At 70.3% G+C, this 25019-nt stretch carries 21 protein-coding genes; 8 read left to right on the top strand and 13 right to left on the bottom strand.

Annotated features, from left to right (window positions below; translation table 11 throughout):
* Positions 1-40: 40 nt before the first annotated feature.
* The 3 genes from HCT63_RS06055 to HCT63_RS06045 all read left to right on the top strand — a co-directional run bounded on the left by HCT63_RS06055 (position 41) and on the right by HCT63_RS06045 (position 4124).
* Positions 41-1606 (top strand): FdrA family protein, encoded by a 1566-nt coding sequence (locus HCT63_RS06055; RefSeq protein ID WP_167002004.1) that lies wholly within the window; start codon positions 41-43, stop codon positions 1604-1606.
* A complete protein-coding gene (locus HCT63_RS06050) occupies positions 1603-2997 on the top strand; it encodes a DUF1116 domain-containing protein (RefSeq protein ID WP_167002002.1) in 1395 nt (464 codons plus the stop codon). Before HCT63_RS06055 ends, HCT63_RS06050 begins: the two co-directional genes overlap by 4 nt.
* Positions 2998-3155: 158 nt before the next feature.
* Positions 3156-4124, top strand: a complete 969-nt coding sequence (locus HCT63_RS06045) for a sulfotransferase (protein WP_167002000.1) — start codon at positions 3156-3158, stop codon at positions 4122-4124.
* Positions 4125-4137: 13 nt separating this feature from the next.
* Here the strand turns inward: HCT63_RS06045 and HCT63_RS06040 are convergent, their stop codons facing one another.
* The 9 genes from HCT63_RS06040 to HCT63_RS06000 all read right to left on the bottom strand — a co-directional run bounded on the left by HCT63_RS06040 (position 4138) and on the right by HCT63_RS06000 (position 12217).
* Positions 4138-5043 (bottom strand): hypothetical protein, encoded by a 906-nt coding sequence (locus HCT63_RS06040; protein WP_243842902.1) that lies wholly within the window; start codon positions 5041-5043, stop codon positions 4138-4140.
* Positions 5044-5141: 98 nt separating this feature from the next.
* The gene (locus HCT63_RS06035) at positions 5142-5984 is read right to left on the bottom strand and encodes a PHP domain-containing protein (RefSeq protein ID WP_167001997.1); all 843 of its coding nucleotides are present in this window, start codon (positions 5982-5984) and stop codon (positions 5142-5144) included.
* 118 nt (positions 5985-6102) lie between these two features.
* Positions 6103-7716 carry a DHA2 family efflux MFS transporter permease subunit gene (locus HCT63_RS06030; RefSeq protein WP_167001995.1) on the bottom strand — a complete coding sequence of 538 codons (1614 nt, stop codon included), beginning with the start codon at positions 7714-7716 and terminating at the stop codon, positions 6103-6105.
* On the bottom strand, positions 7713-8177 hold the full coding sequence (locus tag HCT63_RS06025) for a MarR family transcriptional regulator (RefSeq protein WP_167001993.1): 465 nt from the start codon (positions 8175-8177) through the stop codon (positions 7713-7715). Before HCT63_RS06025 ends, HCT63_RS06030 begins: the two co-directional genes overlap by 4 nt.
* Before the next feature lie 58 nt (positions 8178-8235).
* Positions 8236-8769, bottom strand: coding sequence for a MaoC family dehydratase (locus tag HCT63_RS06020; protein WP_167001991.1), 534 nt, complete (start codon positions 8767-8769; stop codon positions 8236-8238).
* A 40-nt stretch (positions 8770-8809) separates the two neighbouring features.
* The gene (locus HCT63_RS06015) at positions 8810-10015 is read right to left on the bottom strand and encodes a cation:proton antiporter (protein WP_243842901.1); all 1206 of its coding nucleotides are present in this window, start codon (positions 10013-10015) and stop codon (positions 8810-8812) included.
* A gap of 15 nt (positions 10016-10030) precedes the next feature.
* Entirely contained in the window at positions 10031-10600 is a 570-nt protein-coding gene (locus HCT63_RS06010; RefSeq protein ID WP_167001989.1) for a histidine phosphatase family protein, read from the bottom strand.
* 10 nt (positions 10601-10610) lie between these two features.
* A complete protein-coding gene (locus HCT63_RS06005) occupies positions 10611-11666 on the bottom strand; it encodes a DUF2332 domain-containing protein (RefSeq protein WP_167001987.1) in 1056 nt (351 codons plus the stop codon).
* Positions 11663-12217, bottom strand: coding sequence for a general stress protein (locus tag HCT63_RS06000; protein WP_182397144.1), 555 nt, complete (start codon positions 12215-12217; stop codon positions 11663-11665). The genes HCT63_RS06005 and HCT63_RS06000 overlap by 4 nt, the downstream gene beginning before the upstream one ends.
* Positions 12218-12393: 176 nt before the next feature.
* Between HCT63_RS06000 and HCT63_RS05995 the strand changes: the two genes are divergently transcribed.
* From HCT63_RS05995 to HCT63_RS05985, 3 genes are all read left to right on the top strand, one after another.
* Entirely contained in the window at positions 12394-13641 is a 1248-nt protein-coding gene (locus HCT63_RS05995; protein WP_167001985.1) for an acetate kinase, read from the top strand.
* Positions 13638-16028: a phosphoketolase family protein gene (locus HCT63_RS05990; protein ID WP_167001983.1), complete on the top strand. Its 2391-nt coding sequence runs from the start codon at positions 13638-13640 to the stop codon at positions 16026-16028. Before HCT63_RS05995 ends, HCT63_RS05990 begins: the two co-directional genes overlap by 4 nt.
* A 98-nt stretch (positions 16029-16126) precedes the next feature.
* Positions 16127-16522, top strand: a complete 396-nt coding sequence (locus HCT63_RS05985) for a hypothetical protein (protein WP_167001981.1) — start codon at positions 16127-16129, stop codon at positions 16520-16522.
* Positions 16523-16529: 7 nt separating this feature from the next.
* On the opposite strand, the gene HCT63_RS05980 is transcribed toward HCT63_RS05985, so the two are convergent.
* The 4 genes from HCT63_RS05980 to HCT63_RS05965 form a co-directional block, all read right to left on the bottom strand.
* A complete protein-coding gene (locus HCT63_RS05980; protein WP_243842900.1) occupies positions 16530-18722 on the bottom strand; it encodes a DEAD/DEAH box helicase in 2193 nt (730 codons plus the stop codon).
* Positions 18723-18844: 122 nt separating this feature from the next.
* Complete coding sequence (locus tag HCT63_RS05975; protein ID WP_167001979.1) at positions 18845-20041, bottom strand: acyl-CoA dehydrogenase family protein; 1197 nt, start codon at positions 20039-20041, stop codon at positions 18845-18847.
* A gap of 52 nt (positions 20042-20093) precedes the next feature.
* The gene (locus tag HCT63_RS05970; protein WP_167001977.1) at positions 20094-21062 is read right to left on the bottom strand and encodes a CoA ester lyase; all 969 of its coding nucleotides are present in this window, start codon (positions 21060-21062) and stop codon (positions 20094-20096) included.
* 106 nt (positions 21063-21168) lie between these two features.
* Positions 21169-22047, bottom strand: coding sequence for a DMT family transporter (locus HCT63_RS05965; RefSeq protein ID WP_167001975.1), 879 nt, complete (start codon positions 22045-22047; stop codon positions 21169-21171).
* Between the two features lie 78 nt (positions 22048-22125).
* Between HCT63_RS05965 and HCT63_RS05960 the strand changes: the two genes are divergently transcribed.
* A complete protein-coding gene (locus tag HCT63_RS05960; protein ID WP_167001973.1) occupies positions 22126-22680 on the top strand; it encodes a hypothetical protein in 555 nt (184 codons plus the stop codon).
* Positions 22677-24962 carry an FdhF/YdeP family oxidoreductase gene (locus HCT63_RS05955; RefSeq protein ID WP_167001971.1) on the top strand — a complete coding sequence of 762 codons (2286 nt, stop codon included), beginning with the start codon at positions 22677-22679 and terminating at the stop codon, positions 24960-24962. Before HCT63_RS05960 ends, HCT63_RS05955 begins: the two co-directional genes overlap by 4 nt.
* Positions 24963-25019 lie beyond the last annotated feature (57 nt).

Genomic DNA, 25019 nt, shown 5'->3' with positions numbered 1-25019 from the left:
CTTCGCTTCACAGCGTGGGCGGCCGACGACAAGGAGACTGATGACCGACCACGTACGAATCCGGTCCGGCGCGTACGCCGACTCCGTGACGCTGCTCCAGGTGAGCAAGCGGGTCGCCGGCACGCCCGGCATCACGGAGGCCCAGGTCGCGATGGCCACCGCCCTGAACCTGGACACGCTCGCCGCGATGGGCTTCGACGTCCCTGCCGAGACCAGCCCCAATGACATGGTCGTCGCGCTGCGGCTGGCCGAGTCGACGCTGGAGGACGCGCTCGCCGCCGTCGACGAGGCGCTCGCCGCCGCCAGCCGGCCGGCCTCGCGTGACGGCGCTGCGACGACCGCTCCCGCCCGTACGACGGCCTCGGCGCTGCGCGAGGCCCCGCGCGACGCGGTGGTCCTGGTCTCCGTTCCCGGCGCGTCCGCGCTCCCGGAGGCGATGGACGCGGTCGAGGCCGGTCACGACGTGATGATCTTCAGCGACAACGTGCCGCTCGAGGCCGAGCTGGCGCTCAAGCGCGCGGCCGCCGGGCGAGACGTCCTCGTCATGGGCCCCGACTGCGGCACGGCCCTCGTCGGCGGTGTCGGCCTCGGCTTCGCCAACACCGTCCGCCCCGGCCCCGTCGGCGTCGTCGCCGCCTCTGGTACGGGCACGCAGCAGATCATCTGCCTCCTCGACCAGGCGGGCGTCGGCGTCAGCGCCGCGCTCGGCGTCGGCGGGCGCGACCTCTCGCAGGCCGTCGGTGGACTCGCGACCCGGACGGCGCTCGCGCGGCTCGACGCGGACCCGGCGACCAGCCACGTCGTCCTCGTCTCGAAGCCACCGGCCCCCGAGGTCGCCGAGGCGATCACTTCGTACGCGCAGTCGCTCAACGTCCCTGTCGAGCTCGCGCTGCTCTCCCCCGGCACCGATCTCACCGCCCGTACGGAAGCGGTGCTCACCGCCCTCGACGTCGCCGTACCGCACTGGCGCCGGTGGGGCGAGCCCGAGAAGGCGAGCGGACCGGGGTTCCTGCGCGGACTCTTCGTCGGCGGCACCCTGTGCGACGAGGCCATGCTCATCGCGGCGGACGTGCTCGGCCCGATCCGCAGCAACATCCCGCTGGCGCCCGAGCTCGCCCTCGACACGCGTGTGATCACCTCCGGGACGCCCGTCGACGCCCACACGATGGTCGACTTCGGCGACGATGCCCTCACCGTCGGGCGTGCCCACCCGATGATCGACCCGACGCTGCGCCTCGCGGCGCTCGCCCGCGCCGCCGAGGACCCGACGACCGCCGTCGTGCTCCTCGACGTCGTCCTCGGCCACGGCGCCGAGCCGGACCCCGCCGCAGCGCTCGCGCCTGCCGTCGCCGACGCTCGCACCCGCGCTGCCGAGGCCGGTCGCACCCTTCCCGTCGTGGTGAGCCTGATCGGGACGGACGCCGACCCGCAGGGCCTCGACATCCAGGCCGATGCGCTGGCCGCGGCCGGAGCGTACGTCCTCGCCTCCAACGCCGAGGCCACCCGTCACGCGCTCGACCTCGTGACCGCCGCCGGTGCCCCGCTCGACTCGGCCGATTCGGCCGCCCCAGACACCTCCGTCACCGCGTCAGGAGAACGCCGATGACCGCACCGACCGTCGTCACCACAGGGACGGACCTGTTCGCCGACGCCGTCGCCGACCAGGCCGTGACCGTCAACCGCGTCGACTGGCAGCCCCCGATGCCGGGCACGATCGACGACCTCGCCACCGTGATCGCCGACCCGCTGCGCGCGGAGGCCAACGCCAAGGCCGTCGACGCCTACCTCGGTGTCACGGCGCAGCTCGTGGACGTCCTGCCGGCGAGCGAGGCGCTCGGGCTCGGCACGGGCGACTTCCTCCACGCCGGCCCGCCGATCTCGTGGGAGCGCGCGTCGGGCCCGATGCGCGGCGCGCTCATGGGCGCGGCGGCCTTCGAGGGCCTCGTCGACGACCCGGAGGACGCGGCGGCGCTGTTCGCCTCCGGCAGCGGCTACACCCTCGACCCTTGTCACCACCACCACGCCGTCGGCCCGATGGCGGGTGTCGTCTCGCCGTCGATGTGGGTGTTCGTCCTGGAGGACGCCTCGACCGGTGCGCGCACGTACTGCTCGCTCAACGAGGGTCTCGGCAAAGTCCTCCGCTACGGCGCATACTCGCCCGAGGTCCTCGAGCGGCTGCGGTGGATGTCGGGCGTGCTCGGCCCCGTCCTCCAGCGCGCGGTGCGCGCGGCGGGCCCGATCGACGTCACGGCGCTGCTGGCGCAGATGCTGCAGATGGGCGACGAGGCCCACAACCGCAACCGCGCCGGCACGCTCATGCTGCTGCGCGATCTGGTCCCGGCGATGATCCGCTCGGAGTCGCGCGCCGGTGACGTCGCGGACGCGGTCGCGTTCGTCGGCGGCAACGACCACTTCTTCCTCAACCTCGCGATGCCGGCGTGCAAGCTCGCGCTCGACGCCGCACGCGACATCGAGGGCTCGACGATGGTCGTGGCGATGGCACGCAACGGGACCGACTTCGGCATCCAGGTGTCCGGCACGGGCGATCAGTGGTTCACCGGTCCCGCACAGGTCGCCGACGGCCTCTACCTCGGCTCGTACGGACCCGACGACGCGAACCCCGACATCGGCGACTCCGCGATCACCGAGACGGCCGGGATCGGCGGGTTCGCGATGGCGACCGCGCCCGCGATCGTCCGGCTCGTCGGCGGGACGGTCCCCGACGCGCTGGCGACCACGCGGAGGATGGGCGAGATCACCCTTGCCCAGAACCCGCGCTGGACGATCCCGGTGATGGAGTTCGCCGGCACGCCGACCGGCATCGACGTCACCCGCGTCTGCCGTACGGGGATCCTGCCGCAGATCAACACCGGCATGGCGGGCCGTGTCGCCGGTACGGGGCAGGTCGGCGCCGGTCTCGTCACGCCCCCGGCCGACATCTTCCCTGCCGCCCTGGCCGCCCTCGCGCAGCGGACCCGCGCCCGCGAGCCCGCCTAGCCCGGGTCACTCTCTGCCCGCCCCGGGTCACTCTCTGCCGCTCGTCGGTGCGTCAGCGTCCCTCACGCCCGCTCGCGTGGATGCTGACGCGCCGACGTACCCCCATACGCGTGACCTAAACTCTCGACCTTCGGCCACAGGCTTTTTAGCATCGCGTCATGGGGAGCTTTCGTACGCCGCAGCCCGACGTGTTGCTCGTCGGTGCTCCGAAGGCGGGGACGAGCGCGCTGCACACCGCGCTCGCCCTCCATCCTCGGGTCTTCTCGAGCCAGCCCAAGGAGCCGAAGTACTACATGTGCGCCGACGCCCCGCCGCCTGGCTATCGGGGCCCGGGAGACGCGCACAGCCAGCAGGAGTGGATCTGGCGCCGCGAGGAGTACGAAGCGCTGTTCGCCGAGGCGCCGGGCGACCAGGTCCGCATCGAGAGCACCCCGTTCTACCTCTACCTGCGCAACGCCCGCCGACGGATCGCCGAGGAGCTCCCGAACGTTCGAGTGATCGCCGTCGTCCGCGACCCGGTCGACCGTGCCTACTCCAACTGGATGCACCTGTGGTCCGACGGGCTCGAGCCGGTTGATGACTTCGTCGAGGCGTTCGGCAAGGAGAGCGAGCGGATCGCCGCGGGGTGGGCGCCGTTCTGGCACTACCGCCGGCTCGGCCTGTACGGGGCACAGCTCGACGACCTCTATCGGCACGTCGAGGGCGACCGCGTGCTCGTGCTGCGCTATCGCGAGCTCGTGTCGGAGCCCGTCGAGACTCTCGACCGTATGTGCGTGTTCCTCGGCTTGGAGCCGGGGCTCGTCACCTCGATCCCGCGGGACAACTCGAGGCCGTACGTCGCACCGGGCGCATTCACGCAGGTCGCCTCTCGGGTCTTACGGCTCGGGGCCCGGGCGGGTGCGTACGTCCCGCCGCAGGTATGGCGTGCCGCCAGCAAGCCGCTGATCGCGTCGCTGCACTGGCGCGGTGAGCCGGCACGCCCCAAGCTCGACCGCGCAGCCAGAGCGGGCCTCGTCGAGGGCTACCTCGAGGACATCGAGCTCCTGGAGAAGGTCACCGGCCAGTCCTTCGCGGACTGGCGTACGGACGAAGGGCTCGGCTCCTTCAGCGACCGCGCTGCCTCCTGACCAGCCGCGAGAGTCAGTCGTTGCGCGTCAGCGACGTCATGAGGTCGTGAGCGCCGTCGGGGCGAGCCGCCTCGAAGTAGAACCGGGTCGTGCCGTCGGGCAACGGCACCGCCGAGGCGTACCGCAGCGCTCCGTCGGACTCTGAGGAGTGCGCGACCGGCGCACCGTCGACCGGCTCGAGCTCCCCGTCGATCCCGTGCGCGCGGGCGAGGCCTGTCTGCTCGAACCAGTTGGACGCGGCGTCCGCGCGCCCGTCGTACAGGACGGTGAGCGGCTCGCGGTCGAGCACGGTCGTCACACGAGCGCCGCGCGCATCCCACGAGCCCGCGGTCGGGGCGAGGACGATGCCATGGTCCGCCCACGTCAGACCGTCCGTGCTCGTCGCGTAGCGCGTGGCCATCCGATCCTCGGCTCCACGCACGTCGAGCGGATGACAGCAGACCCACAGGTGCCACCCGTCCTCGTCGAGGAGCACCACGGGATCCTTCACACCGACAGTTTCGTCTCCCGGCAGCACGACCGTACGACGGCCGCGGGGGAGGTCGCGCACGGTCGGAGCGTCGACCGCCTCGATCCACCAGTGCTTCGACCCCGGCGTCGCGCAGCTCAGATAGATCCGCCACCCGGCGTCGCCCATGAAGACCAGCGCGGGGCGCTCGAACGACTCGGCGCCGAAGTCCTCGCGGTGGATCTCCGTGACCTGCTCGAACCGCAGCCCGTCCTCCGAGCGCGCCACGACGACGCTGACCCCGCGTCCGGAGTCGAGCGGACGGCGGACCCGATAGGCGAGCCAGAACGCGCCCTCGGCATAGATCGCTGACGGGGCGCCGGCCCAGTTGCCGGGGCCGGGTGCGGGTGCGGACACGACGACCTCCGCGCCCTCGAAGCGCGGAAGGGTGGGTTCGACAGTGATGCTCACCATTAAAGTCTACTGACCCACTCCAGATGGGTCGTGGGTTTCTCTCACCCAGCGCGCCGGCAGAAAGTGACCCGGCGAGGGCAGAAAGTGACCCGGGGTCAGCGGAAGAGGGTGACCCGGTCGCCGAGGAGCCGTACGGCCTGGTCCGGGCCCGTCGTGTTGATCCCGAGGTCGTACCCGACCTTGCCCGTCCCGTGATAGTCGCTCGACCCCGTGACGACGAGGTCGAGGTCGCCAGCGATCGCCCGCAGCGCCGCACGCGTGTCGGCGTCGTGGTCGTTGTGGTCGATCTCGAGCCCGGCGAGCCCGACGTCGGCGAGCTCGCCGATCGTCTCCGCCGTGAGGACCGAACGGCTCTGTCGCGTCCACGGATGCGCGATCACCGCGCGTCCCCCGGCGGCGACCAGCAGCCGGATCATGTGCTCGAGGTCGGCCGCGTAGCGGTCGACGTACGCCGGGCGCCCCGGCATCAGGAACCTCTCGAACGCCTCGTCGCGGCTCGCGACCACGCCCGCGATCCGCAGCGCGTCGGCGACGTGCGGGCGTCCGGTGGCCGCGGCGTCACCCGAGACGGCGAGGACGTCGTCCTCGGTGATCGGGATGCCGAGCTCGTTGAGCTTGGCGAGGGTCTTGGGGAGGCGGTCCTGCCGCCCCCGCAGCACCTGCTCGAGCTCGGCGAGCAGCGCCGGGTCGGACGGGTCGGGCTCGTAGCCGAGCAGGTGCACCCCGCGGTGACGGAACGTGCACGAGATCTCCAGACCCTTCACGAGGGTGATGCCGACCCGGTCGGCAGCGATCTGCGCCTCGTCCCACCCCGTCATCGCGTCGTGGTCGGTCAGAGCGACCACAGCGAGTCCGGCGCGAGCCGCGTTCTCGACCAGCTCCGTCGGGCTGTCGGTGCCGTCGGACCGGCGCGAGTGGGTGTGGAGGTCGATGAGCACGCGGTCAGGTTACCGGCGACGTCCGGCGCCAGACACACCAACGGCGGTGGGCCCGCTGTCACCGACCCCCGTTCGGTGACAGCAGACCCACCGCCGAAGCAGAGGTGTCAGCTCCTCGTCAGTGCATGACCACCGGAGCCTGCGCAGCACCCTCGTCCTCGCGCTCGATCCGCTTGCGCGGAAGGAAGAACGCGGGAACCATCGTCAGCGCGATCAGCACCGTCGCCAGGACGAACGCGACGCCGAACGCATCAGCAGCCTCGGCGAGCCCCTGGGTGATCAGGTTCGCAGGGATCAGGTCGAGCAGCTCCGGCTTGCTCCACGAGCCGATCGCGGCCTCGGCGAGCGAGGTGTCGGCCAGTTCGGCGGGGGTGTTCGGCGGGAGGGCCAGCAGCTCGCCGAGCGACTTGCCACTCGCCAGCTGGTTGGTCAGCACCACCGAGAACACCGCCGTACCGATGGATGCCGCGACCTGCTGGATGATGTTCATCAGCGTCGAGCCCCGAGCGATCGTGTGGTCGGTGAGCGTGGCGAGCGCCGCCGTCATCGTCGGCATCATCGTCAGACCCATGCCGAGGCCCATCACGAACAGCGCGCCCAGCAGGAACGGGTACGAGGTGTCGGCGCCGACCTGCGTGAAGCCCGCCATGCCAAGCGTCGTCAGCGCGAGACCACCGAGCACGACCTTGCCGGGGCCGATGCGGTCGGTGAGTGCGCCACCGATCGGCATCGTGAGCATTGCTCCGATGCCCTGCGGCGCCAGCAGGAGACCGGCCATGAGGGTCGTCTCTCCGCGGATCTGCAGGAAGTACGCCGCGAACAGGATGCTCGCGCCGAAGAACGCGACCGCGAAGAACGCCATCGTGACCACCGCGACCGTGAGGTTGCGGTGCTTGAAGAGCCGCAGGTCGACCAGCGGGTGCTCGGGACGGAACGCGTGGAAGACGAAGGCCACGATGAGCACGGCTCCGATCGCCGCGGTGACGAGCACCTTGGTCGCCCAGATCGTGCCCTCCTCGGGGATCGAGGAGACACCGAACAGGAACAGCGCGAGGCCCGGCGACAGGAGGATCATGCCGGTCCAGTCGAACGACTCCGATGGCTCCGGCGAGTCCTTCGGCAGCACGCGCCATGCGTAGACGAGCCCGATGATGCCAATCGGCAGGTTGATCAGGAAGATCCAGTGCCAGTTGAGGCTCTCGATGAGCCAGCCGCCGAGGATCGGGCCGGCGATCGGGCCGAGCAGCATCGGGACCCCGAGGACGGCCATCACGCGGCCGATCCGGTGCGGACCGGCGGCGCGGGTCATGATCGTCATGCCCAGCGGCATCAGCATGCCGCCGCCGAGGCCCTGGATCACACGGAAGGCCACGAGCTCGGTGATGCCACCGGCGAGGCTGCAGAGCACGGAGCCGGCGGTGAAGAGCACCAGCGCGGTCATGTAGAGACGCTTCGTGCCAAATCGGTCGGCAGCCCACCCTGTCAGCGGGATGACGGTCGCGAGCGCGAGCGTGTACGCGGTCATCGACCACGCGACCTCGGCGTACGAGGCGTCGAACTCGTTCTGGAAGGTCGGGAGGGCGACGCTGACGACGGTGATGTCGAGGATCGACATGATCGCGCCGAGCACGACCACGCCCGCCACCTTGAGGACGGCGGCGTCGAGCTTGTCACTGCCGTCAGGCGTGCTGTGGGGACCAGGGCCGGGTGGCGTCTGGGTGTCTTGACTCATGAAGAAGGGTCCTTACCCGGGGGTGTGGGTTGGCGTTCGGCGAGGGCGGCTCGTAGCGCGCGATCAAGAAGGCTACGTGTCGGGTCCGACAGATCGCGAACGATTTCTTGGAGGGCCGCCCGCTTGGTCTTCAGCTGACGTCCGACGAGGTCACGCCCCTCGTCGGTGAGGGTGACGACGCGGACACGACGGTCCTTCGCGCACTCCTGCCGGCGGATCAGTCCGAGCCCGACCAGCTGGTCGACGGCGCGGCCGGCCGCGGCCACCGAGATCTCGAGCGCCCGGGCGACGTCGGTGATCTGGGTGTCCTCCGACCGGCTCGCCACGGTCAGCAGCGTGCGTACCTGCGTGGCGGAGAGGTCGGCGGCGCGGAACGCATCGATCCCCTCCTCCTCACAGCACGCGGCCACCTGGAGGAAGAACTCCTCCAGGCGGCCGGCAAGGGATTCGGGTGTCGTCACCCGAAGATGTTAACCCAAATGCAAATGTTTCTGAAAAGCGATTATTGCGTGACGTACATCACTCGGCGTTCGGGCCGGGCCAGTTCTTGTCCGGCACCGGCACGGGACGGCCGGGCTGCTCGCCGCCGCGCTCCTCGAGGTAGCTGTCCTTCGGGACCATCACCTTGCGACGGAAGATGCAGACGACCTTGCCGTCCTGGTTGTAGCCGATCGTCTCGACGTAGACGACTCCGCGATCGTCCTTGCTCTTGCTCTCCCACTTGTCGAGCACGGTCGTCTCGCCATAGATCGTGTCGCCGTGGAAGGTCGGGGCGACGTGGCGCAGCGACTCGATCTCGAGGTTCGCGATGGCCTTGCCCGAGATGTCCGGCACGCTCATGCCGAGCAGCAGCGAGTAGACGTAGTTGCCCACGACCACGTTCTTGCCGAACTGCGTCGTCTTCTCGGCGTAGTTGGCGTCCATGTGGAGCGGGTGGTGGTTCATCGTGAGCAGGCTGAAGAGGTGGTCGTCGTACTCGGTGACCGTCTTCCCTGGCCAGTGCTTGTAGGTCGCGCCGACCTCGAACTCCTCGTAGCTGCGGCCGAACTGCATGGGCACTCCTCACGTCGATGAACCGGCGGTGCGCCTGTCATCATGACCGATCCGGCTCCGGCGTCCCGGGTCGGGTGGCCCCATCCCGGGCGAGCAAAGTCGCCGTCGTCGGCAGCAGTAGGACGGTGATCGCGCCGCCCGCGACGAGGATCGACGCCGTCGTCTGGGTCATCTCCCCCGCGTCGACCGCGACCGTGCTCACCGCGACCATGATCGGTAAGCCGGTCGAGGCCCACAGAGACACCCGTACGGAGTCACGCACGCCGAAGCTGCGGGTGCCGTCGGGCTCGCGCTGCAGCAGCGTCGCCACCAGTACCGGCCCTCCGCGCACCAGCAGGATGAGGAGGACGAAGGCGATGAGGACGACCGGCTCCTTCGACACAGCAGCGGGGTCGATCGCCATTCCGGAGGTCACGAAGAAAACGGGGATGAGGAGGCCGAAGGCGAGCCCGTCGATCTTGGTCTCGAGTCGCTCGTCCCCTCCGGGAAGTGCCCGCCGGAGGATGAAGCCGGCCGCGAAGGCGGCCAGGATGGTGTCGAGCTTGACGGCCAGAGCGAGAGCGCTCAGGGACACCAGGAGCAGCACGGTGAAGCGTACGGTCGTCTGTGCCGTCGTCTCGGCGCCGGCGCGCACGAGGCCCGGGATCACCGACGCCGGCGGCAGGAGTTTCGTCGGTACGACCGCGACCAGGACAGCCGCCACGCCGAAGAGCAGGAGCGACAGCACTGCTCGCTCCGGCCCGTTGACGCCGAGCAGGATGACCATCGCCACGACCGGCCCCAGCTCCCCGAACGTCCCGTGGTTGACGACCGTCCGACCGAACCGCGTCCTCGTCAGCCCCGAGTCCTTGAGGATGGGGAGCAAGGTCCCGAGCGCGGTGGAGGTCAGCGCGATCGCCACGGCCGTCTCGGCGTGCCTCGCCAGCGCGGTCGCCGAAAGGAGCGCGACGGTCGCGAACGCCAGCGCCAGGCAGACGAGCCAGGTCACCAGAGCGCGGCGTCCGCCCCTGCCACGCAGCTCGTCCACCTCGATCTCGTAGCCCGCGAGCAGGAAGAGGAAGCCGAGACCGAGCTCACGCAGGAGGTCGATCGGCGGCTCGACCCCGGCGAGGTCGAGCACGAAGGGGCCGACGACGATCCCTCCGACGAGCAGCAGCACGACCTCCGGCACCAGCCGTCGCGGCATCGCCGCCGCGACGACCGGGGCGATCGCGGCCACCAGCATGATCCAGAAAAGCGACTCCACGCGTCCCCCTCGCGCTCAGCAGTTCCAGCGCTCAATCACCGGATCCGTGTCGTGCTCATACCCGAGCACCGACAGTGTGGCGGTGTCGAGCGCGAGTCGCGCGCCGAACCGGACCGGCTCCCCGAGGTATCGCGCCGCGAGCGCACGCAGCGCGTGGCCGTGCCCGAAGACCAGCACCGGGCCGTCCTCGGCACGGACCCGGGCGACGACCCGGTCGAGGCGCGCCGCCACCTCGTCCGCGGTCTCACCTCCGACCTCTCCCGCGCCGTGCGTCCAGGTCGTCCACCCCGGCACGTCCTCGCGGATCTGTGGCGTCGTCAGTCCCTCGTACGCCCCGTAGTCCCACTCGGCCAGCTCCGGCACGACCACGGCGTCGGGGAAGCCCGCGAGCTCGGCCGTGCGCCGTGCGCGCATCCGCGGGCTCGTCAGGACCAGCGCGAAGGACGTGCCTGCCAGTCGCGGCAGGAGGTCGCGTGCGCGTTCCTCGCCGTCAGGCAGCAGCGGCAGGTCCGTATGGCTCGTGTGGCGTCCGTTTCGCGCCCACTCGGTCGGCCCGTGCCGCACCATCCACAGCTGCGCCGGCATCGCTGACTCCTCAGGCCGTCCACGTGACGGGAAGGCCGTGCGGCGGCGCGGACCCGATCTCCGTCGCCTCGCCGAACGGCCACGTTGTCAGGATGACCGGGTACGGGCCGGCGAGCACGTCAGCGGGCTCGAGCCGGACGTGCGCCAGGACACGATCGACATCTGCGGTCGCACCGAGCGCGTCGAGCCGCTCGACGATGCGCCGCTGCTCGTCGTCGTCGAGGTACGGCCACGTGATCGAGTGCCAGACCACCGTGGCCGTCCCGTCGACGAGCTCGAGCGCGTCGAGTCCGTCGGCGGCGCTGCGCTGCTCGAGCCGTACGGGCACCTCCTGCGCGATCGTCGTCGCGGCGCGCAGGCGGGAGAGTCGTTCGGTCATGTCGGGCCAGGTGTACGCCTCGAGGACACGCCGGTCGTCCGCCTGTCCGATGTCGAGCGGGGTGAGGTCGAAGCCGGTGCGCTCGACGATCTCGAGCGGGGCATCGACGGGTGGCGAGAGCCCTTTCCACGCGCCGCGCATCGCGACGCGGGAGTCGACGGGTCCCCACCAGCCCGAGGGCGATCCGAAGCGGTAGTGGTCGACGCGCAGGTTGAGTCCGGCGCTCGCACCGATCTCGATCAGCCGCACGGGCAGCGCGAACCGGTCGGCGACACGCAGAACGCCGCCGGCGAGGGCGGCGGAGCGGCCGACCTCGTTGGTCTGCAGGGGGTGGTCGAGCGACGCGTGCAGCCGCTCGCGGTGCTCCACGAGCGCCGCGCGTACGTGGGGCCACGCAACGTCGCGATCCCACACGCCGCCGACACTCGGGTACGACGCAGCGAGCGCGGGCACCTCGTCGTCGAGGACGAGGCGGTGAAGCCCGCCCACCAGCCTCAGCGCGAGCAGGACCGGCGGAGCAGCACCGTCGTCCGCGAGGGGGCCGAGCACGTCCTTCGTCGGGCCGCCGCCGGCGAGGTCGTCGGCCAGCGCGCCGATCAGGTCGCCGTACATCGGCGACCCGAGCGACGCGCAGATCTCCGCCTGCCGCCGGAACGCCGTGACGGCTCGGGTGTCGGAGCTGCTCACGCCTCGGGGGGCGCCTGCGCGGGCGGCGGCTGCGGCGGAGCTGTCGGTGCCTGCGGGGCGGACTGCCCCGCGCCAGCCTGGTGGGCGCCTGCCAGCAGGCGCTGCCCGTCCGCGAGGAGCTTGTGCTCGACGAGCAGCTCGTACCGCGACGCCACCACCTGCGTCACCGAGGTGAAGTCACGACGCCCGCCGGTGAACGCGTACCCGATCAAACCCCAGACGACACCGAACACCAGGCCGAAGAGGATCGCCGACAGCACGATCGGGAACCAGTCCCCGGGCTCAGCGAAGATCCCCACGATGAGTCCGAGGAGCAGGCCGAACCACGCTCCGGTGGCCGCGCCGTACCCTGCCGCCTTGCCCCACGTCATCCGGCCGGTCACACGCTCGACCTGCTTGAGGTCGGTGCCGACGATCATGATGTTCTCGACCGGGAACTTCTGGTCGGATAGGTAGTCCACCGCTCGCTGCGCGTCGGCGTACTGGTCGAAGAACGCCAGGTGCTGGGGATACTCCAGCCTGAACCCCTGCCTGCCCTGCTGCTGCGCCATGCGATTCCTCCTCATCGACTGCAGATCACCCTAGTGACTCGGAGCGGCGTGCGCCTTGTGTGACGCGCTCGTGCGGGAGGATCTACTCAGAGTGCGGCGACCAGCCCACGGAGACAGACTGAGCGGGTGGCCCCGCGGATCGCGCCGCAGCAGCTGCCCGTGCGAGGAGGGTAACGATGCCGGACGAGACGGTGCTCGTCATCAATGCGGGCTCGTCGTCACTGAAGTACGAGCTTCGTGACGCGACGTCGGGTACGCGGCTGGGACGAGGGATCGTCTCCCGTATCGGGCACGACGGCACGTCGTTGCGCTATCAGGTCACCGGCGAGGAGCCGACCGAGCGGCCGCTGCCCGGTGCCTCGTACGCCGACGCGATCGCCGCGATGTTCGGACGCTTCGACGAAGCCGGTGCGCGCCTCGACGGGCTGATCGGCGTCGGCCACCGTGTCGTGCACGGCGGCACGACCTTCAGCGCACCTGTCGTGGTCGATGACGACGTGCTCGCGCAGATCGACGCATTGTCGTCGCTCGCGCCGCTGCACAACCCGGTCGCAGTCGAGTGCCTGCGGCTGATGAAGGAGCGCGATCCCGACCTCCCCCAGGTCGCCGTCTTTGACACGGCGTTCCACGCGACGCTGCCGTGGGAGGCCTACACGTTCGCGATCCCGCAGGACCTCGCCCAGACCCACCAGCTGCGCCGGTACGGGTTCCACGGGACGTCGGTCGAGTACGTCACCGGCCGGACCGCGGCGCTGCTCGGGATCCCTGAGGCCGAGGTCAACCTCATCGTCTGCCACCTCGGCAACGGCGCCTCGATCACCGCGGTGCAGGGCGGCCGCAGCGTCGACACGTCGATGGGCTTCACGCCTCTGTCCGGCCTTGTGATGGGGACGCGCTCCGGAGACTTCGACGCGTCGGCGGTGCTGTTCCTCCAGGACTCGGCCGGGATGACGACGCGAGAGGTCGCCGAGCTCCTCGAGCGTCGCAGCGGGCTGCTCGGGCTGACCGGCGACTCCGACATGGCCGTGATCGCCGATCGCGCCGCCGACGGGGACGAGGCCGCCCTTGGCGCCGTACGCCTCGCCGTGTACCGGATCCGTCAGTACGTCGGCGCCTACCTCGCCATCGTCCCCGGTGTCCACGCGCTGGTCTTCACCGCCGGGATCGGCGAGAACGACGCCAACCTTCGTGTCGAGGTCTGCGATCCGCTCGGCCACCTCGGGATCGAGATCGACCACGACCGCAACGTCTCCCCTGTGCCTCCCGAGGGCCTCGTGATCGGCGGTGGACCGATCCGCGTCGCGGTCGTCCCCACCGATGAGGAGGCCGAGATCGCTCAGCACACCGTCGCCCTGGTCCGGACGGGCTCACCCGCCCGCCCGGCGTCGACGGCGGACCACTCCGGAGCAAAGGAGCACGCATGACCGAGTCGTCCTTCGACGTGACCGCGTTCGCGAACCCGTCCGACCAGGAGGTCGCGACGGTCGACGCGTGGTGGCGGGCGAACAACTACCTGACGGTCGCGCAGATCTACCTCAAGAGCAACGTGCTCCTGCAGCGCCCGCTGTCTGCTGACGACATCAAGCCGCGCCTGCTCGGTCACTGGGGCACGAGCCCCGGGCAGTCCTTCATCTACGCCCACATGAACCGGCTGATCCGCCAGACCGGTCAGTCCTCGATCTATCTGTCCGGGCCCGGCCACGGTGGCCCTGCGATCGTCGCTGCGGGCTATCTCGAGGGCACCTACTCCGAGGTCTATCCCGAGGTCTCGCTCGACACCGAGGGCCTCACCCGCCTCTGCCGGCAGTTCTCGACCCCCGGCGGGATCCCCAGCCACGTCTCGGTGACGACGCCGGGCTCGATCCACGAGGGCGGCGAGCTCGGCTACGTCCTCATCCACGCGTTCGGGGCGATCTTCGACAACCCCGACCTGCTGGCGGTGGCGGTCGTCGGTGACGGCGAGGCCGAGACCGGTCCGCTCGAGGGGTCCTGGAAGGGCATCTCCTTCGTCAACCCCGAGCGCGACGGCGCCGTGCTGCCGATCCTGCACCTCAACGACGGCAAGATCGCCAGCCCGACCGTGCTTGGCCGCAAACCTCCCGAGGAGGTACGTGAGCTCTTCACCGGTCACGGCTACGACGTGCTCGAGGTGGAGGGCGAGGACCTGCCGGGCATGCACCTGCGCTTCGCCGCGGTGCTCGCCGAGGCGTACGGCAAGATCAAGGCGATCCAGGATGCGGCACGCGGAGGCACCTGGGACGGTGAGATGCCGCGCTGGCCGATGATCGTGATGCGGACCCCCAAGGGATGGACAGGCCCGCACGAGATCGACGGCGTCGTGGTCGAGGGCACCTGGCGCGCACACCAAGTGCCGTTGTCCGGCGTCCGCGACAACCCCGAGCACCTCGCGATCCTCGAGGCGTGGATGAGGTCGTACGGTCCAGACGAGCTCTTCCCAGACGGCCGGCCGAGTGCCGAGGTCGACGAGAACAACCCCGAGGGCGACCACAGGATGAGCGCCAACCCGGCCGCGAACGGCGGGGTGCTCACTCAGGACCTCGCCCTGCGGCCGTTCTCCGACTACGCGATCGAGGTGCTGAACCCGGCCGCGGAGCGCTTCGAGAACACCCGCGTGCTCGGTGCGATGATGGCCGACATCTATCGCGACAACCCGCACAACTTCCGGCTGTACTGCCCGGACGAGACCAACTCGAACCGGCTCGGTGCCGTCTTCGAGGTCACCGACCGCGCGTTCATGGAGCGCATCACACCGGACGACGTCAAGATCTCGCGCGACGGTCGGGTGATGGAGGTCCTCAGCGAGCACAACTGCCAGGGCTGGCTCGAGGGCTACAACCTGACCGGACGCCACGGCCTCTTCGCGACGTACGAGTCCTTCGGCATGGTGAGCGCGTCGATGACCGTCCAGCACGCGAAGTGGCTCGAGGAGGCCGGCCACCTGCCGTGGCGCGCCACGATCCCCAGCCTCAACGTCCTGCTGACGTCGACGACGTGGCGCAACGACCACAACGGCTTCTCCCACCAGGGACCGGGTCTGATCAACGTGGTGCTCAACATGCGCGGGACAGTGTCGCGGGTCTACCTGCCGCCGGACGCCAACTGCCTGCTCTCCGTGGCCGACCACTGCTTCAGGTCGCGGTCGTACGTGAACCTCATCGCCATCGACAAGCAGCCGCACCTCCAGTACCTGTCGATCGACGAGGCTGCTGCGCACTGCGAAAAGGGTGCGGGGATCTGGGACTGGGCCGGCAACGACGACGGCACGACGGAGCCCGACATCGTGATGGGGTGCGCCGGAGACGTCCCGACCGCGGAGACGGTCGCGGCGGCGCAGCTGCTGAAGGAGTGGGTCCCGGACCTGTCCGTACGGGTCGTCAACGTCGTGGACCTCATGACGCTGCCGCGCCAGAAGGACCACCCGCACGGGATGTCCGAGGCAGAGTTCTCCGCGCTGTTCACCGACGACGTCGACGTGGTGTTCGCGTTCCACGGCTACCACGGAGCGATCCACAAGCTCGTCCACGGCCGACCGGACGCCGACCGGTTCCACGTCCGCGGCTTCATCGAGCAGGGCACCACGACCACGCCATTCGACATGACGGTGCTCAACGGGATGTCGCGCTACCAGCTCGTCGAGGACGTGCTCAACAACACCAGGGTGACTCCGGCCAACTCGCAGGAGCTGCGCGAGCACTGCGCGCAGATGCTCGAGAAGCACTACCACTACGTGCGCGAGCACCTCCAGGACATGCCCGAGGTCCGGGACTGGGTCTTGAACCCGGCCACCTGAGCCCGGCCCCCGTCCGCGTGGCGTCCGCGGAAGAGCGGACGGGGGTTGACGTCCGTTCGTGTGACGCAGATGTAACACACCGCAACTAGCCTCCCCGAATGGACAGCCAGGCACGAGAGAACGTCCAGTCGTTCGTCACCGCCTGCGAGTACCGCCACATCCCCTTCGAGGACGTGTACACGCGGGTCCAGTCGACGCAGGGGCGGCTGCTGACCTACACGACCTCGCGCAAGCCGGTCACCGCCGGCTGGATCCTGCCGACCGCGGTGCCCGTCGACGACGCGACCCACGCGCTCGTCCTGCCGGTGGGGCTGGTCTATGGCGCGACGACCGTACGGCGCAAGCTGGGCCGCAACGACCGCGGCAACGGCACCTCACCCGAGGCGTGGGTCATGCTCGACGTGTGGTGGAGGCCGTCGTCGGCGCACGACCACGGGCTGACGCAGGCGATGTACGACTTCGTCATCGGCTGGGACCAGACGCACCTGCGGTGAGGGGCCGTCACACGCGTCGGTGCAGGAGCAGTGGCAGGACCGCTGACGCCCCCGCGGCCCGCAGCGCACCACCGACGACGGTCACGGGCCACTGCGACGCGGTGGCGTCGATGACCAGGAGCACCGTCCGGCCAGAGATCGCGGCGGCCGTCTCCGCCGGCACCTGCACGGCGTCGCGCCACAGCGCGGCCTCGGCTGCGGACGTCAGGTCGCGGAGGTCGCCTCGGACAGCGGCGGGGTCGACCGGCACCGTCGCCCGCTCGAGCCGTCCGACCTGGGCGAGGTGGTCGGCGACGCTCGCGGTGAGGACGGGGAAGCCTGCGGCCGCGAGGTCGACCGCGACCTCCGGACGGGAACGCCAGTCACCCTTCCAGCGCGACAGCACCCCCACGCACGCGTCTCGCAGCTCCTGCGGTGCCGGTGCGTCCGTCGAGAACGCCTCACGGACGACCTCGCGCCACTCCGGCGCGTCCGCGTGGATCACCGCACGCCCGGGCTCGACCGTACGGTCGGGACCGATGCGTCCGCGCGACCCGAAGGTGCCGCCCGGCCACATCTTGCGCGGCTCGAGCAGGTTGTCCTGGCCGCGCAGCACGCCGGCCACCGCGCGTACGGTCTCGGGCTGCGGGGCCGCGGCCAGTGCGTCCGGGAGCGTGTCTCGGCACACCGAGCACCGCCCGCACGGCGTCGCCTCCGGGTCGTCGAGCGACTCCTGCAGGAGCTGCATCAAGCACCGCTCGCCCCGCGTATAGGCGCGCATGATGTCGGCCTCGCGGCGGCGTACCGCCACCACACCGTCAAAGTGCTCGGCGTCGTACGACCACTCCCGTCCAGTGCGTACCCATCCCCGCTCGACGCGCTCGGTGACCTCGTCGACCGCGAGCTGCTTGAGCATCAGCTCGACACGGCCACGGCGCAGGCCCGTCTCTGCCTCCAGGCTCACGACCGTGGCGGGGGCGTCGGGCGTCGCGTCGCCCATCGCCGCGAGCAGCCGCGCGACCTGGTCGGCGACAGGGATCGTCGCCGTGGCGAAGTAGTCCCAGATGCCGTCGTCCGCGCTCGACGGCAGCAGCACCGCGTGCGCGTGGTCGATGGCGCGTCCGGCACGCCCGACCTGCTGGTAGTAGGAGACCGGCGACGGCGGCGCACCGACGTGGACGACGAACCCGAGGTCAGGCTTGTCGTAGCCCATGCCGAGCGCGGACGTGGCGATAAGCGCCTTGACCTCGTTGCGGCGCAGTGCGTCCTCGAGGCGCTCGCGCTCGGCCGCCTCGAGCTGACCTGTGTAGGCCGCGACCGGCACCGCCTCACCGTGCACGGCGCGGATCGCCGAGGCGAGCCGACCGGCGTCGGCGACCGTGAGGACGTACACGATGCCGGACCCCGGAAGCGTCGGCAGGTGGTCGACCACCCACGCGTAGCGCTCCAGGGGTGACAACCGGTCGACCACGGACAACTCGAGGCTGGAGCGCGCGAGCGGTCCGCGCAGCACGAGCGTCTCCTCTCCGAGCTGTCGCGCCACGTCCTCCGTCACCCGCGCGTTGGCGGTCGCCGTCGTCGCGAGCACGGGGGTGTCCGGGTTGAGCCGCTGGAGAACGTCGGAGACGCGGCGGTAGTCGGGACGGAAGTCGTGGCCCCAGTCGGAGACCGCGTGCGCCTCGTCGACGACGAGCAGGCCGATCTGGCCCGCGAGCGCGTCGAGCACCCGTCGGCCGAAGCCGGGGTTGGCGAGCCGCTCGGGCGACACGAGCAGCACGTCGACGTCGCCGGCGCGCAACGACTCCTCGATGCGGGACCACTCCTCGATGTTGGACGAGTTGAGCGTCTCCGCCCGCAGACCCGCTCGGCCAGCCGCCGCCACCTGGTCGCGCATCAGCGAGAGCAGCGGCGACACGACCAGCGTGGTCCCCGCACCTTCGTCGCGACGGATCGCGGTCGCCGCCCAGTAGACCGCGGACTTGCCCCAGCCGGTGGCCTGGACGACCAGCACGCGCGCCTTCGGCTCGGACAGCGCGGCGACCGCACTGACCTGGTCGTCGCGCAGCGTCGCGCCCGGGCCTGCAAGGGCACCGATCACGCGATCGGCGACCGCAGCGCGGGACGGGGTCAGGGTGGGCGGCGCGGTGGTGGACGGCATGTCGTCCACCGTACGCAGCCGCGCCAGCACCCGTCGTACGGCGTCCACAGGCTCCTCGGCCACGACCCCTCGTTGGGGTACCCCAACGAAACACCACTGCCCCCAGCGTGTGCGCTAGGGGCAGTGGCGTTGGCGTGGGGTACCCGAACGGAGGTACGGCCGGCGGGCCGCACACCGCGACGTGATCAGCGCTGCTTGTAGTCCTTCAGCAGGCTGCGACCGATGATCATCTTCTGGATGTCGCTCGTGCCCTCGCCGATCAGCATGAACGCCGCCTCGCGATAGAGGCGCTCGATCTCGTACTCCTTGGAGTAACCGTAGCCGCCGTGGATCCGGAACGACGCCTCGACGACCTCGTTGCAGTATTCCGAGGCGACCATCTTGGCCATGCCGGCCTCGACGTCGTTGCGCTCGCCGGCGTCCTTCTTGCGGGCGGCCCGCACGACCATCGCGTGCGCGGTCTCGACCTTCGTGCCCATCTCCGCGAGACGGAACAGGATCGCCTGATGCTGCGCGATCGGCTTGCCGAAGGTCTCGCGCTGCTGGGCGTACGCGATGCCGAGCTCGAAGGCACGGTTGGCGATGCCGACCGCACGGGCACCGACGTTCACACGGCCGACCTCGACGCCGTCCATCATCTGGTAGAAGCCCTTGCCGGGCTCGCCGCCGAGGATCTGGTCGGCCGCGATCTCGTGCTTGTCCAAGATCATCTCGGTCGTGTCGATGCCCTTGTAGCCCATCTTGTCGATCTTGCCCGGGATGGTGACACCCTGAGCCGTCTCGCCGAAGCCGGGCTCCTTCTCGATCAGGAACGTCGTCATGTTCTTGTAGACCGAGTCGGCACCTTCGTCGGTCTTGGTCAGCACCGCGACGAGGTTGGACGAGCCGCCGTTGGTGAGCCACATCTTCTGGCCGGTGATCGAGTACGACCCATCGGCCTGCTTGGTCGCCTTCGTCGAGACCGCCGAGACGTCCGAGCCCAGTGCCGGCTCCGACATCGAGAACGCCCCGCGCACCTCGCCCGTGGCCATCCGCGGCAGGTACTTGCTCTTCTGCTCCTCGGTGCCGTGCTGCACGAGCATGTACGCCACGATGAAGTGCGTGTTGATGACGCCCGACACGCTCATCCAGCCGCGGGCGATCTCCTCGACCACCAGCGCGTACGTCAGCAGCGACTCGCCGAGGCCCCCGTACTCCTCGGGGATCGTCAGCCCGAACAGCCCGAGCTCCTTGAGGCCGTCGACGATGGCCTGCGGGTACTCGTCCTTGTGCTCCAGCTCGGTGGCGACCGGGATGATCTCCTTGTCCACGAACTCGCGGACGGTCTTGAGGATCTCCTCCTGGACGTCGGTCAGACCGTCGGTGGTGACCAAGCGACCCATGTTCTTCTCTTCTCTGTCTCTCGTACGACGGCGGCTGAGGTGTCGTACGACCTCAGTCGGTCGGCGCTTCCCACGTGGTGGTGCGCTGCATGCCGGCAGCGCGTCCCTTGGCCGAGATCACGAGGGCCATCTTGCGCGAGGCCTCGTCGATCATCTCGTCGCCGAGCATCGCCGAGCCTTTCTTGCCGCCGGCCTCGGAGGTGAACCAGTCGTATGCGTCGAGGATGTTCTCGGCGTGGTCGTAGTCCTCCTGGCGGGGGCTGAAGACCTCGTTGGCGACGTCGACCTGGCCGGGGTGCAGGACCCACTTGCCGTCGAAGCCGAGCGCAGCCGCGCGCGACGCCACGCGGCGGTAGCCCTCGGTGTCGCGGATCTGGAGGTAAGGCCCGTCGATGGCCTGCTTGTCGTACGCCCGTGCCGCCATGAGGATGCTCATGAGGATGTGGTGGTAGGCGTCGCCGACGTCGTAGCCCGGGGGCTGCTCGCCCACGACGAGCGACTTCATGTTGATGCTCGCCATGAAGTCGGCGGGGCCGAAGATGATGGTCTCGACACGCGGCGACGCGGCGGCGATCGCGTTGACGTTGGTCAGGCCGAGCGCGTTCTCGATCTGCGCCTCGATGCCGATGCGGCCGACCTCGTAGCCCATCGTCTTCTCGATCTGCGTCAGCAGCGTGTCGAGCGCGACGACCTGCTCGGCCGTCTGCACCTTCGGCAGCATGATGCAGTCGAGGTTGGCGCCGGCGCCCTCGACGACCTCGATCACGTCGCGGTAGGTCCACTGGGTCGTCCAGTCGTTGACCCGCACCACGCGGACCTTGTCGCCCCAGCCACCCTCGTTGAGCGCGGCGACGATGTTCTTGCGGGCGTCGGGCTTGGCCAGCGGCGCGACCGCGTCCTCGATGTCGAGGAAGACCTGGTCGGCGGGCAGACCCTTGGCCTTCTCGAGGAAGCGCGGGTTCGAGCCGGGAACGGCGAGGCAGGAGCGGCGCGAGCGAAGCGCCTTGTTTTCGACGGACACGGGTCACCTCGGTGCAGCGGGGACGGGATCAGGCCTGACTGTACCTACGAGTAGTGTTAACGACTAGTAACATGCGTACGAGTGTGACCTGCTTCTCACGCCTGCCTCAGTCGGAGTCCGGGACGTCTGTACGACGCGGTGGCCGGCGCGTGACGACGACCGCGAGGCCGGCGAGGATCAGTCCCAGCCCCACGTAAACGCCCATCCCCGGCGCCTGTCCGAGCAGCGCCGCCGCGAGCAGGGCAGCGCCGGGCACCTCGAGCAGCAGGAGCAGCGAGACGAGCATCGGGCTCATCACAGCGAGCAGGTGGTTGATCACCGAGTGCCCGAGCAGCTGCGCGGTGACCGTGACCGCGATGATCCCGGCCCATGCTCCCGCCCCGAACCCCGTCAACGGCACTCCCCCGACGAGGCACGCCACCAGGAGAAGGACGGCGCAGACGCCGTAGCAGAGCAGCGTGTACGAGGTCGTCGTGAGCGTCTCGCGCGCCCGCGCCCCCGTCACGGTGTAGATCGCGGCGCTGAGCCCGCCGACCACGGCCAGCAGGTCGCCGACCAGCGCGTCCCGCGAGAGGGCCAGGTCGACTCCGGTGATCACGAGGACGCCCCCGAACGAGATCAGCAGCCCCAGGACGACGGTGAGCGGGATGCGCGTCCCGCGCAGCCGTCCGATCAGCGCGACCCAGCCGACCTGCATCGAGACCAGCGCCGTCGCCGCGGCGACGGACGTCAGCTTGAGCGCGCTGACCCACGTCGCGAAGTGCACGGCCAGCGCCACGCCCGCGAGGACGCAGGTTCGGACGTCGGCGCGGGTCAGCGACCGCAGCTCGCGCCGGTTCCGGGTGGCGGCCACCGGGAGCAGGACGACCTCGGCCAGCGCGTTGCGCCAGAACGCGATCGCGAGCGCCGGCGCCTGTGTCCCGGCCACCAGGGGGCCGGACAGGGAGACGCCGAGCACGGCGACCGTGGCCAGGAGGACGTTCACGTCCGCAGTATGCGCTGCCGTACGGGCCCGTGGGTCGAAGCCCTGTGTCCTGGCGGAGAGAGGCCTATGCTGGCGCTCATGGACCCCGCCGAGCCGTCCGACGAAGAGTTTGACGCCCTCTTTCGCAGGGCGTTCGTCGCCGAGGTCGCCAAGAAGTCGGGCCTGATGTGGATCGTGTACGACGGCACGTGGCACCCCGTCTGGCACGCGTGGCACGAGGACGCGGCGTGCGTCGTGGCCGGTGGTGACGAGCAGCCGCTCCCGGGGATCAAAGAACAGCCCGACGTCGTGCTCGACCTGCGGGCGAAGTCGACGCGCGCCCAGGTCGCCCAGGTCCGCGCGACAATCGAGGTCATCGACCCGGAGCACCCCGACTGGGTCGAGGTGACGGCGCTGCTGGCCTCGGAGCGGCTCAACCTCTTCGAGCCCGACGAGGCGGTCGCGCGCTGGGCCCGCGAGTGCGTCGTCGTCCGTCTCCGCCCGACGGACCTCCTCGCGTCGCCCGGCCATCTCGGACACTCCGACCAGCGCCAGCAGCCGCTCGAGTCCCCTGCCCGTACGGTCCGCGGGCGCCCGTTCGCGCTCCACCGCCAGCGCCGCGCCCCGCACCTGTCGCCCCGGAGCGAGTCGTGAGCGAGCCACCGGCACCCGAGCCAGACCTGGAGGTCAGCCACCCCAAGCACGCCGCCGCCGGGGTCACGGGTGTCGCTGTCGCGCTCGACCGTGCCGTCCGCGCCATGGGGCCGGTCCGCGCGACGAAGACGCTGCGCCGTCTCAACCAGGTCGGCGGCTTCGACTGCCCGAGCTGTGCGTGGCCCGACCCGGAGCACCGCTCGGTCGCGGAGTTCTGCGAGAACGGCGCAAAGGCGGTCGCCGAGGAGGCCACCCGGGCCCGCGCGACGCCGGACTTCTTCGCGCGCCACTCGATCGCCGACCTCGACGCCCACGACGAGCTGTGGCTGGGTCAGCAGGGCCGCCTCACGCACCCGATGGTGAAGCGCCCGGGCGCGACGCACTACGAGCCGATCGGCTGGCACGACGCGTTCGCGCTGGTCGCCGACCATCTGAACGCGCTCGACTCCCCCGACCAGGCGGCGTTCTACACCTCGGGGCGCACCTCCAACGAGGCCGCGTACTCCTACCAGCTCTTCGTCCGCGCCTTCGGCACCAACAACCTCCCCGACTGCTCCAACATGTGCCACGAGTCGACGAGCGTGGCGCTGCTCGAGACGATCGGCATCGGCAAGGGCAGCGTGCAGCTGCGCGACCTGTACGACGCGAAGCTGATCGTGGTCGCCGGCCAGAACCCCGGCACCAACCATCCCCGCATGCTGTCGGCCCTGGAGACCGCCAAGCGGCGTGGCGCCAAGATCCTCAGCATCAACCCGTTGCGCGAGACCGGGCTGGTCGCCTTCAAGAACCCCCAGAAGCCCCGTGGTGTCGTCGGCTCCGGGACGCCGCTGGCCGACCTGCACCTGCCCGTACGAGTCAACGGCGACCTCGCGCTGCTCCAGGCGATCGGCGCGCTGCTCGTGGAGTGGGACGCGATCGACCATGTGTTCGTCGCGCAGCACACGACCGGGTACGCCGCGTGGGCCGCGCACGTCAGCGCGGTCGACTGGGACGTCGTCGAGGTGGCGACCGGCCTGTCGCGCGCGCAGATCACCGAGGCCGCCCAGATGCTGCGCGAGTCGGACGCGACGATCTGGTGCTGGGCGATGGGTCTGACCCAGCACCGCAACGCGGTCGCCACGATCAAGGAGGTCGTCAACCTCGCGCTCGTCCGCGGCGACCTCGGGCGGCGCGGCGCCGGGCTCTGCCCCGTACGCGGCCACTCGAACGTCCAGGGCGACCGTTCCATGGGCATCTGGGAGCGCCCGCCGCAGCACTTCCTCGACGCGCTCGCGGCCGAGTACGACTTCGCGCCGCCCCGCGAGCCCGGCTACGACACCGTCGACACCATCCGCGCGATGCGCGACGGCCTGGTCTCGGTCTTCGTCGCGCTCGGCGGCAACTTCGTCCACGCCGCTCCGGACACCGACGTGACCGCGGACGCGCTGCGCCGTACCGACCTGACCGTCCACGTCGCCACCAAGCTCAACCGCTCGCACCTCGTGTGCGGGCGGACCGCGCTGATCCTGCCGACGCTCGGCCGTACCGAGATCGACCGCCGGCCGTCCGGTGAACAGCACGTGACCGTCGAGGACTCGATGTCGGTCGTGCACTCCTCCCGCGGCAACCTGGAGCCGGCAAGCGAGATGCTCCTGTCCGAGACGGCGATCGTCTCGCACCTGGCCGAGGAGACGCTGTCGCGCCGCGCGTCGGCGCCGGTGATCCCGTGGGCGCAGATGCGCGACGACTACACCGTGGTGCGCCAGCACATCGCGCGCGTCGTGCCGGGGTGTGCGGGGTACGACGTCAACACCGAGCGTCAGGGCGGCTTCGTCATGCCGCACCCGCCGCGCGACTCGCTGACGTTCGCGACCCGTGAGCGCGCTGCGGTGCTCACCGTGTCGCCGATCGAGGTGCTGCACGTGCCCGACGGTCACCTGCTCCTGCAGACGCTGCGCAGCCACGACCAGTTCAACACGACGATCTATGGGCTGTCCGACCGCTACCGCGGCATCGAGGGTGGTCGCCGAGTGGTGTTCGTGCACCGCGAGGACCTCGCCGCGCAGGCCCTGGACGACGGCGCGGTCGTCGACGTCGTCTCGGTCTGGTCGGACGGGTCGACCCGCCGCGTCACGGACTTCAGGACGGTCGCGTACGACGTGCCGCGTGGCACCGCCGCGGCGTACTACCCGGAGACGAACCCGCTCGTCCCGCTCGACTCCGTCGCCCTCGGCTCCAACACCCCGACATCGAAGTCCGTCGTGGTCCGTCTCGAACCCCTGGGTTCCGCCCGCACTCGTTGAAGCCTCTACCACCAAGAAGTGGGTTCGACCTGCACCTTTCATGGGTTATGTTGCTGT

This window comes from Mumia sp. ZJ430 (genome assembly GCF_011751845.1).
Lineage (GTDB): Bacteria > Actinomycetota > Actinomycetes > Propionibacteriales > Nocardioidaceae > Mumia.
Note: the sequence above shows the minus strand (reverse complement) of the source record. Positions and strands in the feature narration are given on the sequence as shown.